The organism is Bradyrhizobium sp. Gha (genome assembly GCF_900113735.1).
GTDB lineage: Bacteria > Pseudomonadota > Alphaproteobacteria > Rhizobiales > Xanthobacteraceae > Bradyrhizobium.
On record NZ_FOQM01000028.1, the window covers coordinates 15001 to 31815 of the forward strand.

Annotated in this window: 15 protein-coding genes and 1 pseudogene (1 of these 16 only partly in view); 9 read left to right on the forward strand and 7 right to left on the reverse strand. The window is 62.6% G+C overall.

Annotated features, from left to right (window positions below; genetic code table 11):
- On the reverse strand, positions 1–344 hold the 5' portion of the coding sequence (locus tag BM222_RS27680) for a GFA family protein (RefSeq protein ID WP_092235108.1). The gene continues 55 nt to the left of window position 1, outside the view; only the first 344 of its 399 coding nucleotides appear in the window; the start codon lies at positions 342–344; its stop codon lies off the left edge, out of view.
- Between the two features lie 289 nt (positions 345–633).
- Here BM222_RS27680 and BM222_RS27685 point away from each other — a divergent pair, with 289 nt between their 5' ends.
- The 5 genes and pseudogenes from BM222_RS27685 (at position 634) to BM222_RS27700 (ending at position 5924) form a co-directional block, all read left to right on the forward strand.
- Positions 634–1224 carry a hypothetical protein gene (locus BM222_RS27685; protein WP_092235111.1) on the forward strand — a complete coding sequence of 197 codons (591 nt, stop codon included), beginning with the start codon at positions 634–636 and terminating at the stop codon, positions 1222–1224.
- 268 nt (positions 1225–1492) lie between these two features.
- Complete coding sequence (locus BM222_RS27690; protein WP_092235114.1) at positions 1493–3157, forward strand: sulfatase-like hydrolase/transferase; 1665 nt, start codon at positions 1493–1495, stop codon at positions 3155–3157.
- A gap of 816 nt (positions 3158–3973) precedes the next feature.
- A pseudogene (locus tag BM222_RS43410) lies at positions 3974–4063 on the forward strand (SOS response-associated peptidase); the annotation flags it as partial.
- A gap of 133 nt (positions 4064–4196) precedes the next feature.
- Positions 4197–4940 (forward strand): Crp/Fnr family transcriptional regulator, encoded by a 744-nt coding sequence (locus BM222_RS27695; protein WP_092235117.1) that lies wholly within the window; start codon positions 4197–4199, stop codon positions 4938–4940.
- Between the two features lie 483 nt (positions 4941–5423).
- Positions 5424–5924 carry a DUF1269 domain-containing protein gene (locus BM222_RS27700; protein WP_092235120.1) on the forward strand — a complete coding sequence of 167 codons (501 nt, stop codon included), beginning with the start codon at positions 5424–5426 and terminating at the stop codon, positions 5922–5924.
- Between the two features lie 729 nt (positions 5925–6653).
- Here the strand turns inward: BM222_RS27700 and BM222_RS27705 are convergent.
- From BM222_RS27705 to BM222_RS27720, 4 genes are all read right to left on the reverse strand, one after another.
- The gene (locus BM222_RS27705; protein WP_092235123.1) at positions 6654–7961 is read right to left on the reverse strand and encodes an NAD(P)H-dependent oxidoreductase; all 1308 of its coding nucleotides are present in this window, start codon (positions 7959–7961) and stop codon (positions 6654–6656) included.
- Positions 7962–8136: 175 nt separating this feature from the next.
- Positions 8137–8937, reverse strand: coding sequence for a phytanoyl-CoA dioxygenase family protein (locus tag BM222_RS27710; RefSeq protein WP_092235126.1), 801 nt, complete (start codon positions 8935–8937; stop codon positions 8137–8139).
- 206 nt (positions 8938–9143) lie between these two features.
- Positions 9144–9956 carry an alpha/beta fold hydrolase gene (locus BM222_RS27715; RefSeq protein ID WP_092235129.1) on the reverse strand — a complete coding sequence of 271 codons (813 nt, stop codon included), beginning with the start codon at positions 9954–9956 and terminating at the stop codon, positions 9144–9146.
- A gap of 2 nt (positions 9957–9958) precedes the next feature.
- On the reverse strand, positions 9959–10777 hold the full coding sequence (locus tag BM222_RS27720; protein WP_092235132.1) for an alpha/beta fold hydrolase: 819 nt from the start codon (positions 10775–10777) through the stop codon (positions 9959–9961).
- A 136-nt stretch (positions 10778–10913) separates the two neighbouring features.
- On the opposite strand from BM222_RS27720, the gene BM222_RS27725 reads away from it, so the two are divergent.
- The gene (locus BM222_RS27725; protein WP_092235344.1) at positions 10914–11456 is read left to right on the forward strand and encodes a methylated-DNA--[protein]-cysteine S-methyltransferase; all 543 of its coding nucleotides are present in this window, start codon (positions 10914–10916) and stop codon (positions 11454–11456) included.
- 3 nt (positions 11457–11459) lie between these two features.
- Here the strand turns inward: BM222_RS27725 and BM222_RS27730 are convergent, their stop codons facing one another.
- Both BM222_RS27730 and BM222_RS27735 read right to left on the reverse strand, forming a co-directional pair.
- Positions 11460–13004, reverse strand: coding sequence for an acyl-CoA synthetase (locus BM222_RS27730; RefSeq protein WP_092235135.1), 1545 nt, complete (start codon positions 13002–13004; stop codon positions 11460–11462).
- Between the two features lie 116 nt (positions 13005–13120).
- On the reverse strand, positions 13121–14293 hold the full coding sequence (locus BM222_RS27735; protein WP_092235348.1) for an acetyl-CoA C-acetyltransferase: 1173 nt from the start codon (positions 14291–14293) through the stop codon (positions 13121–13123).
- A 214-nt stretch (positions 14294–14507) separates the two neighbouring features.
- Between BM222_RS27735 and BM222_RS27740 the strand changes: the two genes are divergently transcribed.
- The 3 genes from BM222_RS27740 to BM222_RS27750 all read left to right on the forward strand — a co-directional run bounded on the left by BM222_RS27740 (position 14508) and on the right by BM222_RS27750 (position 16809).
- Positions 14508–15110: a TetR family transcriptional regulator gene (locus BM222_RS27740; RefSeq protein WP_092235138.1), complete on the forward strand. Its 603-nt coding sequence runs from the start codon at positions 14508–14510 to the stop codon at positions 15108–15110.
- A gap of 55 nt (positions 15111–15165) precedes the next feature.
- The gene (locus BM222_RS27745) at positions 15166–15924 is read left to right on the forward strand and encodes an SDR family NAD(P)-dependent oxidoreductase (RefSeq protein ID WP_092235141.1); all 759 of its coding nucleotides are present in this window, start codon (positions 15166–15168) and stop codon (positions 15922–15924) included.
- 78 nt (positions 15925–16002) lie between these two features.
- Positions 16003–16809, forward strand: coding sequence for an enoyl-CoA hydratase/isomerase family protein (locus tag BM222_RS27750; protein ID WP_092235144.1), 807 nt, complete (start codon positions 16003–16005; stop codon positions 16807–16809).
- Positions 16810–16815: the final 6 nt, after the last annotated feature.

The window sequence follows — 16815 nt, forward strand, 5'->3', positions numbered from 1 at the left end:
GACATTCCGATGCCTTCGGTTGCTCGCACCGGCACCGAGGCCGGATCGAAATCCTCGAGACAGAATACGTTGATCCCGAAATGATCGGGCGCCGCGCGCTTGCGGTGGAAGGTGTAGATGCCGCAGCGCGAGCAGAAAAAATGTTTCGCGCGATGGGTGTTCCACTCGTAAACCGACAGCAGATCCTGACCTGACAATACGGTGAGCGCGCTCTCATGGACCTTCGTCATCAGGGCATTCTTCTGCCTGCATAACGAGCAGTCGCAGGTCGTGAGTTCGTTGCTATCCGAGACCAGCCTGAACGTGACGGCGCCGCAATGGCACGAGCCTCGATAGGTCGACATGCGCTCTCCCGCTGTTGCTGATCTCAAGCATTGGCGAGCCGAGCCGGCCCGCGCAACAGACGAATTGCACGCAGAACAATGTTTTGGTGATCGCTGGTCACACCACACGGTTGTGATCATTCGGCCATGATCGGCCGCTAGCAGGGGCGTAGAGTTCATGCGGAGTTCATTTCGAGTTCCCTAGCTTGCCCCGGTCAGACCTTCCGGTCGAAGCCGCTCACGGTCCACATCTACGATCCAGACCTTCGGCGCTCAAAGCCAACCATTTCCCCCTCAGGAGGAGACTTCCATGCCAGCATTGCTTCGTCCCGCCCTCACCGCGTTCGGCGTCGCGTGCCTTCTGTCCGCAGCATCGTTGGCCTCCTCCGGTGTCGCGTTCGCGCAGGCCAAGCAACAACCCGCACCGGCGCAACAGGCTGCACCCGCCGAAGCGCCCGCGCTCAAGCAGATTACGCTGACTGACAAGCAGCTCGATGGCGTGCTCGCCGCGCAGAAGGACATGGATGCGATCACGGCCAAGCTGCCGGAGAACACCGCGCCCGATGCGAAGGTGATGGCCCAGCTCGACGGCGTCGCCAAGAAGCACGGCTTCGCCAGCTATGACGACTACAACAACGTCGTCGACAACATCAGCCTCGTGCTCGGCGGCTTTGATCCCACGACAAAGAAGTATGTCGGCAACGAAGCCGTGATCAAAGCGCAGATCGCGCAGGTCGAGGCCGACAAGAAGATGCCGGCCAAGGACAAGAAGGAAGCGCTTGACGAGCTGAACCAGGCTCTGAAATCGCCGGCGCCGGCCGTCGAGAACAAGGCCAACATCGATCTCGTCGGAAAGTATTACGACAAGCTGGTCGCAGCCCTCGGTGACGATCAGAACTGAGATCCTGACCGGGATCGCCATCGCTGGAGTGAGCGAGACACTCACCGCCGCCAAAAACAAAAGCCCCGGAGAAACCTCCGGGGCTTTTGCCGTTTCGGCCGCTCCTCGGTCATCAGCAGGGATCGCCAGCATCATCCGCATGATGCCGCGGTTCGCCAAGTACGGCTTGCTGCGGTGCAGAACCGGTCGTCGCGCTCGACAGCGCGCGTTGGGTGGGGAGTCCAAGAGCTAAATTGAAAAATTCCAATGCTCGGGGCATCCTGATCCCATGATCTCGATTTTGGTCCTTGTGGCGGCCGTCGCCATCTTGGCGTTGGCGGAACGGAGCGTTGAACATCTGCCGTTTGCGGTCGCAGCGCTCCTCTCAAATGCTGCTCTGCTGCTGCTGTTTCTTGGCGATGCCGAGCGAGCGGTCCTGCTGTCCGGCATGCTGGCCGTCGCAATCGCCGGCATATCCACGGTCAAGTTCAACCATAGCGCGCTCAAGCTGACCGTTTCCGATTTGCCCCTGGCGTTTGCCGGCACGGTCCCATTCTTCGTGCTGCAATACCCGCGCATGATGCTGGGTGTGCTGGCAGGGAGCGCATTGTTCGCCTTCGCCTCGATCGCGGTTCTGCTCTACGCGGCTGGATCTCCCGTCCCCGTCGGGTTTCGAATCCTCTTGCTCGTCATGGCGCTCATTGGATTCGCAGGGGCGTCCGGGTCCAAGGCTGCCACGTTCTTGCGGCGGGCCCTGACGGACGGGCGGAGTTTTTATGCGACCTTCATGGCTTCGCTGCTCGATCCCACGTGCTGGCGACAGTTCGGCGCGTTGGCCCTCAGCGATATCGCCGACGAACCACTGCCCCTGAGGGAAGCCACGCCGGCGCGGGTCGCCTGTCCTCCTGATATCATCGTCATCCAGCACGAATCCGTTTTCGACCCGCGTATTTTTGGGCTGCCGGTCGAACCTGTCGTCGAAGCTTTCCTGTCTCCCTCGAATGGCGAATATGGGCGCCTGAACGTCGACATCTTTGGTGGTGGTTCGTGGCAGTCCGAATTCAGCCTGCTCACCGGTCTCTCCAGCGCCAGCTTCGGTTCGAGCGCCTACTACCTCTTCAAGAAGGGCGCCGGACGTTTCCACAGCAGCCTGCCACGCTCGTTGGCGTCGCTCGGCTACAAGACAACACTCGTCTCCAGCTGCCGCCGCAGCTTCCTGGATTACGATAAGTTCTACAGTTCGATCGGCGTCGACGAGCGCATCTTCGTCGATGAGCTTCCTCCGCCATTCGAGGCCAGCCGTTTCGAGACGACAAATTCCGACGCGATGTTCCTGCATGCGGTCGTCGATGCGTATGCCAAAAGGGTCGCCCACGATCCGGCACCGAGATTCCTGTATGCGCTGACCAACTTCAATCACGGTCCGCATAGCAGGCAACTGGTGCCATCAGGTCAATTCGAGACGGAGCGCGCGTTTGCCAGGGAGAGCTGCCCCGATGCCGCATACGTCGAGTACTACACGCGGCTGGGAGAGACCGCGTCGGCCTGGCAGGCGCAAAGGGCCAGGCTGGCAAGCAGCTTCCCCGACCGCCCTGTTCTCATCGTGCACTATGGCGACCATCAACCCGTGTTGACGAAGAAACTCGATCGACAGCGGAAACATCAGGGAGCCGGGCGAGATGCGTTTGGTACATTCTACGCGATAGAAGCCCTGAATATCCCCGATTTAAGGCCCGGACGGGGCGCCGACCTCGACATCGCCTTTCTCGGAACTGTTGCCTTGCAGCGGGCGGGCATTGCGCTTGACCCGATCTTTGCCACGCGCGCGAGCCTGCTTGATGATTGCAGAGAGGCCTACTTCGCGTCGTCCTCCGAACGGAAACGTCGCTTCCATCGCACGCTCGTCGATCTGGGCCTGATCAACCTGATGCCCAACGCCAGGCCAGCGCGCTAGCTGGGCGCGCGCTAGGGCGGCACGGGGCGATCGCCGGCAAGTTTGGCATCGTGCAGCGCGGGCGGCATTCGCATTTCCGCCTCAGCCAAAGGCCGTGGATAGACAGTATGAAAATAAATCGCTGCCAACGACTCGGTCTGTTGGCGTCAGTGAGTTGGGTGATTGTGAGTGGTCTGTTCGCATCCTGGAGCGAAACGTGGCTCGCGGCTTTGCGGCTTTATTGCTCTTTCGCAGCTGACCCAACATGTGCAGGCGCCACTGTCTTTGTCGTGGTCCATTGGGGTGCGATCGCCGGCATCGTGATCCCTCCCCTTGTCCTGGCTTGGCTCATCGCCGGCGGACTGAGGTGGCGGATACGAAGATCCAGGCGCAGCGTCTAAACGCCATGAGATCGCGCCAGCGATCGCAAGTGCTCAGCCCATCCTGTATTGGCGCGCTCTGTTAGACTAGCCACGCGTCCTGAAAAGCACGCGATCACTTGGGCGGCCGCAAGCTCGTCGATTTCGCCCATGCGTTTAGATGCACCTCTATTTCGGCTTGCCGGGGTTGGCGTCGACGAGGCCAGGTCTTTTCACCGCGAGTGTACACATTGGTACGGACGCCGGAGAGGGTTTGGAGAGAGAATAGCCGCAGCGCGCGTGTTGTGTGTTTGGCGCGCTCGGCGGCCTCGGTGTCCGCCTCTCCAGCCCGGCGGCGCTGGGGGCCGCTCGGGCAGAGCTTAAACAGACCCTGGAATCTGGATGCTTGCGTCTCCAGCTAAGCCTCCCATTCGGAGCGCCGGCTGATGTGCAAAAAACCGATTTTCACCCGCCGAATGAGAACCGCTGCGTCACGCCGTTCAACGAGGGCGGCGATATCTGGTTCGCGCTGAAGGAGAGCCGTCCGCCCAGCTCGACCGAAGGTCTGTTGATGACGGCACTTCCGCCGTAACCTCAAGCAGAAGTTTCCGGACCACCGACCAGAAAAACGGCTGCTGGGAGGAACGTGCCCCCGGAACGCGTGTTTCGTGATTGTTTCTGCGGTTGAAGGAACATCCGCGATGGCGTTCCAGGCTGGCGTCGGGAATAGGCTTTTAACGGCGTTTGCGCCCAGTGATCTCAACCTGCTTGCTCCCCATCTCCAGAAGACGTCATTCGACTTTGATGCTGTGTTGGTGCGAACAGGAGATGAGTTCAAGCACGTCTATTTTCCCCTTAGCGGGGTCATAGCGTTTCTCGTTGAAATGGCGGACGGACACATTGTCGCGTCAACTCTCATGGGCTCGGAAGGAGCAGTCGGCGCACTGTCACTTCTAAGTCCCTCCCGATCGCCAGTCACGGCAACTGCCTATGTCGCTGGAGCAGCACTTCAGGTCCCTGTTGCACAGTTGCAGCTTGCCTTTGAGCAGAGCGCCACGATCAGGCAAGTTCTACGTCTCCATCTCCGCACACAATTGTTGCAGCTTAACAACGTGGCGGCTTGCAACGCGGTGCATCCGGTGGAATGTCGTATGGCTCGATGGCTGCTTGAGATTCACGACCGCGTCGGGCACAGCGGAATACAACTCACGCAGGAGGCGTTGGCGCAACTTCTCGGCGTGCGCCGAACAACGGTAACGCTAACGATGCGCAAACTCCGAGCAGCAGGCGGTATACTATCTGAGCGACGCGGGATGCTGGAGATCGACCGCAGGCGACTCGAGAAGATCACGTGCGAGTGCTACGCGGTGATGCGACGCAGAATCAAGCGCATGCACCATGAAGAGCTGCCAGTGGGATCGCCGGCATTCTCTCCTCCATCATAGCCATCCGGGCAGCTCTTTGAGTGATTGGTGCTCGTGCCGGGGCATGTGTCCCTAACAAATGTTGGTCACTGAAACGACGACGGTCGACGTAGAACAGCGAGTGGCGACTTCGGACGCTGGCACCGGCCAAGGATTCACAAATGTGAAATTCAACGGGATGAGTTTTTGGGATGAAGCTGTGTTTGCCGAACAGACCGGCAGACCGCTCGGTCCCAGCTCGTTTTTCGATCCGGACAAACCTCCAGGCTGGGGCCGATGTGGCCCGCTCTGGAAGTTTGCATTCCATTTGTGCGCGCCGCTCGCAGCGGCGCATATGACAGCTATGATTACTCAATTGCGTTGGGAGTGCATTACATCTCGTAATTGTGAATAGGTGGACCGCGTTTGAGGCGCAATGGATTTTCCAGTTCGGTGCTAGTTTTCGGGCGCACCCACCAAGCGTGCGTGAAGGGGCGGGACATCACATCGTTGCGGGAGAGCTCCATGTCGGATCTAGTCGCGATCGTGTATCCATCCGAAGCCAAAGCAGAAGAAGTTCGTCAGAAAATCCTCGAGCTCCAGAAAGAGTATCTGATCGCGATCCAAGATGCCGTGATCGCGGTCAAGACCGGCGAAACGGTCAAACTCAATCAACTCGTGAACACGACCATGGCGGGTGCCGCAGGAGGAAGCTTCTGGGGGCTGCTGTTCGGGATCGTGTTCCTGAATCCGCTCATCGGCGTGGCCCTCGGTGCGGGCGCCGGCGCACTAGGCGGCGCGCTGACCGATTTCGGTATTAACGATCAGTTCATGAAGGACCTCAGCTCGAAGGTGAAATCGGGAGATGCTGTTCTGTTCCTGCTGATCAAGAGCATGACCGCAGACAAGGTCCTCAACGAAATCAAGGCCGCGGGAGGGACTGTCCTGAAAACCTCTCTCGACGAACAGAAAGAACAACACCTGCGCGATACTCTCGCCGCCGCTACCCAGGCCAAGGCTGCCTAGGCGTGTGAGGCAAAGCCGAAAGGTTGGAGCTGAACACCAGAGCGCTCTTCGCGTTCGGCGGACGTCCTTGCCGCCGACTAGGTCAATTTCTCGGTAACGCCCGGTCAGCGCGCGAGCGGTAAAGGTCGCCGCGCAGTTTCCCGTGCGAACGGGCGGCCGAGCATTCGGGTCTGCTGTTTGGCGAGTTCTCTTCCTGGGCGGTCAAGAACCAAGGAGAAAACCATGCGGAAATCGATTTCTTGGATGCTCGCTCTTGCGGCTGCGTTGTCAGTGATGACGACGACCGGCAGTCGCTCGCATGCCGGAATTATCGGAGGACCGCTGGGCCTGCATGAGGCCGCCGATGATCTTCGGCTTGCGGAGACGGTCCAATTCCGCTGGAGAGGCTACCGCTACTGTTGGTACACCCGCGGGTGGCGCGGCGCCGGCTGGTATCGGTGTGGCTTTGACTGGCGGCGCGGCCAGGGCTGGGGTGGTCCTGCCGGCTGGCATGGATGGCGGCACCCAGGCCGCCCCGTGGCTCGTCCGCCGAAGCCGGGGCGGCCGGGAATCCAGCGTCCACGACCGCTCCCCGACAGGGCGCCGGGTCGGCCGGGAGTCCGGCCATTGCCTGACAGGATCTGACGGATTGGTGTTCATCGCTGACCTCCAACGAGGTTCGCCTTGGCGCCGCTGGGTAGGTAGCGGACAGTGCGCTCCGGCCGGTCCGCGCCTCCCGAGTGGCCTGCGCTACGTCGCGAACGCCGCCTCCATCGCCTTCCGTGTCTTGATCGTCTCGTCGTTCGCGTCGAACTCCACGTCGCTCCAGCGCACGATCTCGCCATGGGCGATGTCGTGCTTCAGCTTGAGGCGGTGCGCGAGGCCGATCGGCAGGGCGCCGGCCTTCAGGCTCGCGGCCGCCGGCACCAGCTTGCCCCACACCGTGTAGCCGCCTTCGCCATCCAGCATCTCGCCGGCGCGCAAACTGCGCTTGGCCACCGAGGCGACGTCGCCGCGGAAACCGAAGGGTTGCCCGGTCGGTTCGCCCCGGAGCGCCGCCGACAGCACCGAGATGTTCAGCTCGAGTCCGATCAAATGATACGGCTTGTACATCGCCGCAAACCGTCCGCTTGCATCGGTCTTCAGGCCGTATTGCCTGAAGCAATCCGCGGTGTAGTCGTTCGGTGCTTCCAGCACCACATAGACACCCCAGCGTAAATCGCGAAACACCGGCCGTCCGTCGCGCTCCAGAGACGAAACGACCTCGACGACGCCCGACCGCTCCAGCACGCCGCCCTTGTCGCTGGGCCGCATGATGTGCGGGAGATCATCGACGCCGCAGGGCGGAAACAGAAGTCCCCCCGAGGGCACGTCGAGCCCGCAGGCGTTCGCAATCGCCGCCATCTCGATTGCCGATTTGGTGCCGTCGAGGAAGGAGTTGAACATCTGCGGATTCATGCCGGCCGACTGCGCTTCGCCGGCGGTCAGGCCGTAGTGCTGCCAGACGCCGTCAGGCGTCACGTCGTGATAGGCAGGCAGATATTTTGTGCCCTTGCCGGCCGCGACGACGTGAAGGCCGGTGGCACGCGCCCAGTCGACCATTTCGGCGGTCAGCGCCGGCTGGTCGCCATAGGCCAGCGAATAGACCACGCCCGCCTTGCGCGCCTCCTCGGCGAGGAGGGGGCCGGCGAGCACGTCGGCCTCGACATTCACCATCACGATATGCTTGCCGGCCGCGATCGCGGCGCGCGCATGCCTGATGCCCACGGCCGGATTGCCGGTCGCCTCCACCACCACATCCATCGCGCCGCCGGCGATGGTGCCCGCGCCGTCATCGGTGAAGACGGTGGCGGCGATCCGCTCGGTGCTCCAGCCGACGGTACGGCAGGCCTCGCGCGCGCGGTCGCGGTCGATGTCCACGATGATGGGCACCTCCAGTCCCGGTGTGTGCGGCACCTGCGCCAAAAACATCGAGCCGAATTTACCGGCTCCGATCAGCGCGACGCGCACAGGCTTGCCGGCGGACGCGCGGGCCTGGAGAAGGCGGAAGAGGTTCATGGGGATGTTTCCGGTGATACAGAAATTCGTGGGACGCGTGTCTCTACCCAATCGTCATGGCCGGGCTTGACCGGGCTTGTCCCGGCCATCCACGTTCCTTTGCGTCAGATATGCGAAGAACATGTATGCCCGGGACAAGCCCGGGCACGACGGCTGAGATGGTGGGCGACTAAATCTACTCCGCCGCCTGCCTTGGTGCCCGCGCCAGCCGCACCAGCGCATCATCATCCACCGTCTTGATCGGCGCGAAATCGCGATGGGCGATGTACTCAGGCCGCGTCGGGGCGCGGATGTAGTTCGAGACCGCGTTCAAGGTCAGGTAGACGATCTTGCGCGGGTAGGGCGTGATGTTGCCGCTCGAGCCGTGGACGAGATTGCCGTGGAACATCAGCATGCCGCCCGGCTTGCCGGTCGGCGCGACGATGCCGCCTTGCTTGACGAGGCGTGTCACGGTGTCTTCGTCGAGCGTCCATAGCGGATAGGATGTGGTCGAGAGGTCGTGCGAGGCCTGGAGATCGCCGGCGTGCTGGCTGCGCGGCACCAGCATGAGGGGACCGTTGATCGGCATCACCTCGTCGAGGAAGATCGCGATGTTCATCGCGCGCGGCTCCGGCATGCCGTCGTCGCGCTTCCAGGTGCCGTAGTCCTGGTGCCACTGCCAGACGTCGCCGGTGAAGGCCGATTTCGCATTGATCTTGAACTGGTGCATGTAGACAGGCTCGCCGAACACCTGCTCGACCGGCTCGATCATGCGCGGATGCGCGCCCAGCGCGCCGAAGGCCTCGTTGTAGAGATGCGCGGCAAAGGCCGTGCGCGGCGCGCCGCTCTTCTCCCGCCAGACTTCCGGCCGGTCGGCGTCGTAAATGCCGACCGCCTCGCGCGCGAGCAAATCGACCTCTTCTTTGGAAAACAGTTCGGGCAGGAACAGCCAACCCTCGCGGTGGAAGAACTCCAATTGCTCTTGAGACAATTTCATGGGTCGTCCTCCTGTTTTGTTTTATTCTTGATGTCGTTCCGGGGCGGTCCGCAGGACCGAATCCGGAACCTCGAGATTCCGGGCGTGGTCCTTCGGACCATCCCGGAATGACGGCGAGTGCGTTTTGGCAGTCTAAGCCTTTGATTTCATTGAGGTGGCCTACGGTGCATGGGGTTGTTTTCGAGATTATGCGGCAGGACCAGCCGCTACGCCGCCAGAAACTCGCTCACGACCTCACTGAACTCCTGCGGCGCCTGCTCGAACATCCAGTGACCTGCATTGGCGATCACCGCCGTCCTGGCTCCCGCGATACGCTCCGCCAGCACGCGCCACAGCACCGACAGGCTGCCGGTGGTGGCGCCGCCGCCGATCAGCAGCGTCGGCGTCGTGATCGCCTGCGCATCCGCGAGCGTGTACGGCCGGCGCTGCTCGTTGATCTGGCCGAGCAGGGTGAGCGTGTTGTCGCGCAGCTGCTGCTTGGCGGCCGCCGGCACGCGCCGCCACGAACCGTCGCCCTCGATGCCGTCGTAGAAATTCTGCAGCGCGCCCTCGATGTCGCCGGCGCGGATCATCTCGACCGAGCGCATCGTCTTCGCAGCCAGCGGCGGATGCGCGGGCGTGCCCTCAGGCAGCGGCAGGCTGGCGTCGAGATCGCCGCCGGGCTCGACCAGCACCAGCTTGCGCAACAGATCAGGCCGCGCCTGCGCGACACGAAACGCGATGTGGCCGCCGCGCGAATGCCCCATCAGATCGACCGGCCCGGGCGTCACCTGCTCGATGAAGGCGATCACATCAGCGACGTGCTGCGCCATCTTGTAGTCGTCGCCGACGGCGTCCCAATGCGCGGGGAAGAAATGCCGCAGGCTGACCGCGATCACGCGGTGGCTCGTCGACAGCGGGCCGAGCACCGGGTACCAGGTGCGGAAATCCCCGAGCGTGCCATGCACGCAGACCAGCGGATGGCCCTCGCCGATTTCGAGATAGGCCATGTCGTAACCGTTGACGCGAAAGCTCTGCATGATCAGCCCGCCAGAAAGTCCAGGACCACTTCGCAATATTTTTGCGGCGCCTGCTCGAACATCGGATGCGTCGCGTTCGGGATGATCGCCGTCTTCGAATAGGGCACGTGCGCGGCGAGCGCATGCAGCACCTTCGGCAGCAGGCCCTTGGTCCGCGCGCCCAGGACGAACAGCGTCGGCATCTTGATCGATTCCGCGTCGGCCTTGGAGAACGGCGGGCGGTTGTCGCGGACCTGGCCGATCAGCGTGTACGCATTGTCGCGCAGATTCTGCTTCACCATCGCCGGCAGCCGCGGCCAGGTGCCGGCGCCCTCCAGCGTGTCGACGAAGACGGCAAGGCCGCCATCGATGTCGCCGGCGGCGATCTTCCCGGCCGAGGCCGTGAACCGCGCCAGCAGCGGCGAGGGGCCGCCGGCATAATCAGGATCGAGGCTCGCATCGAGCTCGCCGCCGGGCTCGGCCAGCACCAGCCGCCGCAGCAGATCGGGACGCTGCTGCGCCACACGGAAGCAGATGTGCCCGCCGCGGGAATGTCCCATCAAATCGACCGGGCCGAGCTCGAGCTTCTCGATGAAGGCGATGACGTCACTGACATGCTGGGCGATGGAATAGGTGTCGCCGACGCCGTTCCACTTTGCCGGGAAGAAGTGCCGCAGACTGGGGACGATCATCCGATGCCGCTGCGTCAGCGGGCCGAGCACGCAGCCCCAGACACGGAAGTCGGAGAGCGAGCCGTGCACGCAGACCAGCGGCGGCCTGTCTCTGTCCTCGCCCACGTCGAGATAGGGCATGTCATAACCGTTGACGTGGAGACTCTGCATTCTGGACTCGCGAGCGGGCGGAACTCCTGTGCAAGATTCCCGGAAAGCGGGTGGATCGCAACTATTTCCAAGCCTAGATTTAAGCAGAGATGACAATGGGGGCATGCGAGAGGGACGCAAGCTCAGGAACCCAGCCATGACCGACCAGCATTTCGCCCTGTTCGACACCAGGATCGGCCTCTGCGCCATCGCCTGGGGCCCCCGCGGCATCAACGGCACGCAGCTGCCGATGGGTGGCGAGCAGAAGATCCGCACCCGCATCAGCCAGCGCCACGCTGAGGCCACCGAGGCCGAGCCGACCGCCGAGGTGCAGCACGCGATCGACCGTATCGTGAAGTTGCTCGCGGGCGAGCCTGACGACCTCACCGACATCGAGCTCGATCTCGATGGCGTGCCCGAGTTCAACCGCGGCGTCTACGAGATCGCGCGCGCCATTCCGCCCGGCAAGACCGTCACCTATGGCGACATCGCCAAGCAGCTCGGCGGTGTCCAGCTGTCGCGCGATGTCGGCCAGGCGCTCGGCCGCAACCCGTGCCCGATCGTCGTGCCGTGCCACCGCGTGCTTGCGGCCGGCAACAAGCCCGGCGGTTTCTCGGCGAATGGCGGCGTCGTGACCAAGCTGAAGATGCTCGAGATCGAGGGCGCGCTGGTGAACCACACGCCGAGTTTGTTCGACTGATCTCTAAATCTTCGCCGCGGTCTTCGGCCAGTACCTGTCGCGCAGGTGCCGCTTCACCAGCTTGCCGGTCGGCGTGCGTGGCAGCTCGGCTTCGAAATCGATCGAGCGCGGACATTTGATCGCCGAGAGGCGGCTCTTGCAATAGGCGATCAAGTCTGCCTCGAGCGCCTTGCCGGCGCTCCTCATGTCGTGCGGCTGCACCACCGCCTTCACCTCTTCGCCCATCTCCTCGTTCGGCACGCCGAACACCGCGACGTCGGCGATTTCGGGGTGGGTGATCAGCACGTCCTCGGTCTCCTGCGGGTAGATGTTCACGCCGCCCGAGATGATCATGTAGGACTTGCGGTCGGTGAGGAACAGGAAACCATCCTTGTCGAGATAACCGACGTCGCCGAGGGTCGACCAGCCCTTGGCGTTGTAAGCCTTCTTCGTCTTTTCAGGATCGTTGTGGTAGGTGAAAACAGGCGCGTCGGCGAAATAGACCGTGCCGATCTCGCCGGCCGGCTGCTCCTCGTCGTTCTCGTCCAGAATCTTGATGTTGCCGACCACGGCGCGCCCGACGCTGCCACGATGCTCCAGCCATTGTTGCGAGTTGCAGACGGTGACGCCGTTGCCCTCCGAGCCCGCGTAATACTCGATCAGGACCGGTCCCCACCACTCGATCATGTTCGCCTTCACATCGACCGGGCAGGGCGCTGCGGCATGAATGGCTCCCTTCAGCGTCGACACGTTGTACTTGGCGCGGACCTCGTCGGGCAGCTTCAGCATGCGCACGAACATGGTCGGCACGAGCTGGGATTGCGTCACCTTGTACTTCTCGACGAGCCTTAAGAATTCCTCGGCGTCGAAATGCTCCATGATGATGGAGGTGCCGCCTAGCACGATCGCCATCATGTTGAAGCGCAGCGGAGCGGCATGATAGAGCGGCGCCGGCGACAGGTACGTGCTCTCGGCATTCATGCCGCACATGTCGGCGCAGAGCACGCGCAGGAATGCGTTCGGCACGTCGATCTTGTTGCCCTCGAACGCTTTCTTGATGCCCTTCGGCCGGCCAGTCGTGCCTGACGAATACAGCATGTCATAGCCGGCGACCTCGTCCGCGATCGGTGTGGTCGGCTGCGCGGCGGCTTCCTTGTCGTAGGAGCGGAAGCCGGGCAGCGGTTCGTCGACCATGTAGAAGATCGGTTCGCCCGGCGCGCCTTTGATCAGGTCCTTGATCTGGTCGGCGCATTGCGGCGTGGTGATGACGACCTTGGCGCCGCAATCACCGACGATGTAACCGATCTCGTCCTGCTTCAGATAGCGGCTGATCGCGGTGTAATACAGCCCGCTGCGTTGTGCCGCCCAGCAGATCTCCATGAAGGCGAGGCGGTTTTCCATCAACAGCGCGATGTGGTCGCCAGCGTTCAGGCCGAGCGAGCGGAATAGCCGCGCGCCCTGGTTCGAGAGCTCGTCGAGCTCGCGATAGGTAATCGCCTTGCCGGTCCCGGCCATCCGGTAGGCGATCTTGTCGGGCGTGGTGCGGGCGTAGACGGAGGGGTGGGTCATGGCGGTTCCTCAAAAGCGCGAATGGCGAGTAGCGACTGGCAAATAGGGAAAAAGGAAAACCGCCCTCCGCCTCTCACCATTCGCTACTCGCCACCCACTACTCGCCTTTGTCTTTCTTACAGCCGCTCCACGATCGTGACGTTGGCCATGCCGCCGCCTTCGCACATGGTCTGCAGCCCATAGCGCTTGCCGCGCTGGTGCAGGGCGTGAACCAGCGTCGTCATCAGCTTGGTGCCGGAGCCGCCGAGCGGGTGGCCGAGCGCAATGGCGCCGCCATTGACGTTGAGCCTGCTGGGATCGGCGCCGGTCGTCTTCAGCCAGGCTGTCGGCACTGAGGCGAAGGCCTCGTTGACCTCGAAGAGGTCGATGTCGTCGACCTTCATGCCGGCCTTCGCCAGCGCCTTCTTGGTGGCGTGCAGCGGCGCATCGAGCATGATGACGGGATCGCCGCCGGTCATGGTCATGTGGTGGATGCGTGCGAGCGGCTTAACACCAAGCTGCTTGAGGCCGCGCTCGTTGACGACCATGACGCCCGAAGCTCCGTCGCAGATCTGGCTGGCGCTGGCCGCGGTCAACTTGCCGTTCTCGGCAATCAGCTTGACGGCCTTGATGCCTTCGAGCGTGGCGTCGAAGCGGATGCCTTCGTCGATGTGGTGGGTGTCCTTGCTGCCGTCAGCGCGGGTGACCTCGAGCGGCACGATCTCCTTCTTGAAGTGACCGGCTTGCGTGGCCGCGATCGCCCGCTGATGGCTCTGCAAAGAATATTCGTCGAGATCATCCTTCGACAGACCATACTTCTCGGCCATCATCTCGGCGCCGGTGAACTGGCTGAACACGATGTTCGGATATCTCGCCTCGATGCCCGGGCTCTTGTAATTGCCGAAGCCGTTCTTGGCCGGAAGTTGCGAGGACAGGCCCATCGGCACGCGCGTCATCGATTCCACGCCGGCCGCGATCACCACGTCCATGGTGCCGGACATTACCGCTTGCGCTGCAAAGTGCAGCGCCTGCTGCGAGGAGCCGCACTGGCGATCGATCGATGTGCCGGGCACGCTCTCCGGCAGCTTTGACGCCATGATCGCGTTGCGCGCGACGTTGTTGGACTGCTCACCGACCTGCATCACGCAGCCCATGATTACGTCCTCGATCAAAGCGGGATCGACCTTGGTGCGATCGACCAATTCATTCAGCACCTTGGCCGCGAGATCGGCTGGATGCCAACCGGCGAGGCGGCCCCCCTTGCGCCCGCCCGCGGTCCGCGCAGCGGCGACGATGTATGCCTCGGCCATTTCGGTCTCTCCCATGATTATTTTTGATCGGGTTTGGTTGTCGGAGCGGATTTAAGGGGCGCGATATCGTTTAGTCAATCGATCAATTAACTCTTGTGGGGAGGCGCTGCTTGAGCTTATCTGCGACCCGCTTCATGCGGCTTGAACAGGGATCTCCGTGGCTACCAGCGTAACGAGCAAGCTCCCCAGCGGAAAGAATTCCACGGCAGAGAAATTGCTCGTGGCCGCCAGCGAGTTGATGATCGAACGCTCCTCGATCGAGATCTCACTCTCCGACATCGCCCAGAAGTCCGGTGCCAACGCCGCGCTGGTCAAATATCATTTCGGCAACAAGGATGGCCTGCTGCTGGCGCTACTCGCGCGCGATGCTGCGACCGAGATGTCCAACCTCGAATATCTGCTGGCCCAGCCGATCACGTCGACGGCGAAACTGAAGCTGCATATCGGCGGCATCATCCGCGCCTATCACCGGTTCCCCTACATGAACCGGCTGATCCACTATCTGCTGCACGAGAGCGTTGCGGGCTCCGCGGACGAAGTCTCGAAGTTTTTCGTCGCGCCGCTGCTGGACTTTCATCGCCGCCTGCTCGCGGAGGGCGTCAGCCGCGGCGAGTTCCGCCAGACCGATCCGGTGCTGTTCTACACCAGCCTGATCGGCGCCTGCGATCATCTCTTCTTCGGCCGGCACGCGATGTCTCGCGCGACCGGCGTCGGCCCGGTCACCGACGACGTCTGCCGGCAATACATCAAACACATGGAAACGCTGATCTGCGGCGGCATCCTCACGCAAGTCGAGGAAGCTGCCGCGGCCGGATAATCCGGCCATCACTCATAAGTCTAGAGAAAAAACGTCCAAGGAAAGGTAGCCTGTCATGGAATTGAAAGACGTAGCCGTTCTCATCACCGGCGGTGGTTCGGGTCTCGGCGAAGCGACCGCCCGTGCGATGGCCGCCAAGGGCGCCAAGATCGGCGTGATCGATCAGAACAAGGAAAATGCGGAGAAGGTTGCGGCCGAGGTGAAGGGCGTCGCGCTGCATGCCGACGTCACCAGCGAAGAGCAGATCAAGGCCGCGATTGCCAAGGCGGAAGCTGCGCACGGCGTCGCCCGGGTGCTGATGAACTGCGCCGGGATCGGCGGCTCGCAACGCATCGTCGGCCGTGACGGTGTGTATCCGCTCGAAAAGTTCGCACGCATGATCAACGTCAATCTGATCGGCACCTTCAACTGCCTGCGGCTGTTCGCAGAGCGTCTCGTCACCATCGAGCCTGTTGGTGAGGAGCGCGGCGTCATCATCAACACCGCCTCGGTGGCGGCTTACGAAGGCCAGATCGGCCAGATCGCATATTCGGCGTCGAAGGGCGGCGTCGTCGGTCTGACCTTGCCTGCCGCACGCGACCTCGCCAGCCAGAAGATCCGCGTCAACACCATCGCGCCTGGCCTGTTCTTCACGCCGCTGCTGATGGGGCTGAATGAGGAAGCCCGCAAGAGCCTTGGCGCCCAGGTGCCGCATCCTTCGCGTCTTGGCGATGCCAAAGAATACGGCGCGCTTGCGGTGCACATCGTCGAAAACGCGATGCTGAATGGCGAGACCATTCGTCTCGACGGCGCCATCAGGATGGCGCCGCGGTAGGCGGTGAGCTTCTTACCCTCCCCCTCCAGGGGAGGGTGGGTGACGGTCCCCGTGTGACACGAAAAGTGCGAGGCACCCATGTCCCAGCCGCTGCTGATCGAGCACGACGACGGCGTCGACCGGGTGACGCTCAATCGTCCTGATCGTCTCAACGCGCTCGATCCGTCTTTGATTGACGCGCTCAACGCCTATTTCCAGGGACTCCAGCGCAACCGTGATACGCGCGTCGTCGTGCTGAAGGGCGCCGGCAAGAATTTTTGCGCCGGCCTCGATCTCGAGGCCGCGATGGCGCGCCGCGCCGGGCAGCAGGAGCCGCCCGGTGTCACGGAGTCCTTGGACTCCCAGCGGCGCATCGCCGACGTCGTGATGCTGATGCGGCGCTGTCCGCAGCCAATCCTGTCGCTGGTCCAGGGCGCGGCGGCCGGTGGCGGCTTTGCGCTGGCGCTGGCCTCCGACATCCGCATCGCGACGAAATCGGCGCGAATGAACTGCGCTTTCATCAAGCTTGGTCTCGGCGGCTGCGACATCGGCACCAGCTATTTCCTGCCGCGGCTTGTCGGCGTCTCCGTCGCCTCCGAACTGATCCTCACCGGACGCTTCATTGGTGCCGAACGCGCGCTCGCAGTGGGGCTCGTCTCGGAAGTCGTCGACGAGGACAAGCTTGATGCAGCGGCCGAGCCTTATGTCGACGCGATGATGACGGCTTCGCCGGTCGGGCTGCGGCTCTCAAAGGAGTGCCTCAATATGAGCGTCGATGCAGGATCGCTGGAAGCCGTTATCGCGATGGAGGATCGCAACCAGATCCTGTGCAGCCGTTCCGAGGAGTTTTCAGAGGGCATCAGGGCCTTCCTTGAGAAGCGAAAGCCTGTCTATATCAAGCGCTGAAGGACA

What these genes read in the sequence shown, in the direction of transcription:
- BM222_RS27695 (WP_092235117.1), top strand. Translation starts at nt 4,197, where the DNA reads ATGGCGTTCCAGGCTGGCGTCGGGAATAGGCTTTTAACGGCGTTTGCG.
- BM222_RS27745 (WP_092235141.1), top strand. Translation starts at nt 15,166, where the DNA reads ATGGAATTGAAAGACGTAGCCGTTCTCATCACCGGCGGTGGTTCGGGT.
- BM222_RS27690 (WP_092235114.1), top strand. Translation starts at nt 1,493, where the DNA reads ATGATCTCGATTTTGGTCCTTGTGGCGGCCGTCGCCATCTTGGCGTTG.
- BM222_RS27720 (WP_092235132.1), bottom strand. Translation starts at nt 10,777, where the DNA reads ATGCAGAGTCTCCACGTCAACGGTTATGACATGCCCTATCTCGACGTG.
- BM222_RS27700 (WP_092235120.1), top strand. Translation starts at nt 5,424, where the DNA reads ATGTCGGATCTAGTCGCGATCGTGTATCCATCCGAAGCCAAAGCAGAA.
- BM222_RS27730 (WP_092235135.1), bottom strand. Translation starts at nt 13,004, where the DNA reads ATGACCCACCCCTCCGTCTACGCCCGCACCACGCCCGACAAGATCGCC.
- BM222_RS27705 (WP_092235123.1), bottom strand. Translation starts at nt 7,961, where the DNA reads ATGAACCTCTTCCGCCTTCTCCAGGCCCGCGCGTCCGCCGGCAAGCCT.
- BM222_RS27750 (WP_092235144.1), top strand. Translation starts at nt 16,003, where the DNA reads ATGTCCCAGCCGCTGCTGATCGAGCACGACGACGGCGTCGACCGGGTG.
- BM222_RS27735 (WP_092235348.1), bottom strand. Translation starts at nt 14,293, where the DNA reads ATGGCCGAGGCATACATCGTCGCCGCTGCGCGGACCGCGGGCGGGCGC.
- BM222_RS27710 (WP_092235126.1), bottom strand. Translation starts at nt 8,937, where the DNA reads ATGAAATTGTCTCAAGAGCAATTGGAGTTCTTCCACCGCGAGGGTTGG.
- BM222_RS27685 (WP_092235111.1), top strand. Translation starts at nt 634, where the DNA reads ATGCCAGCATTGCTTCGTCCCGCCCTCACCGCGTTCGGCGTCGCGTGC.
- BM222_RS27725 (WP_092235344.1), top strand. Translation starts at nt 10,914, where the DNA reads ATGACCGACCAGCATTTCGCCCTGTTCGACACCAGGATCGGCCTCTGC.
- BM222_RS27715 (WP_092235129.1), bottom strand. Translation starts at nt 9,956, where the DNA reads ATGCAGAGCTTTCGCGTCAACGGTTACGACATGGCCTATCTCGAAATC.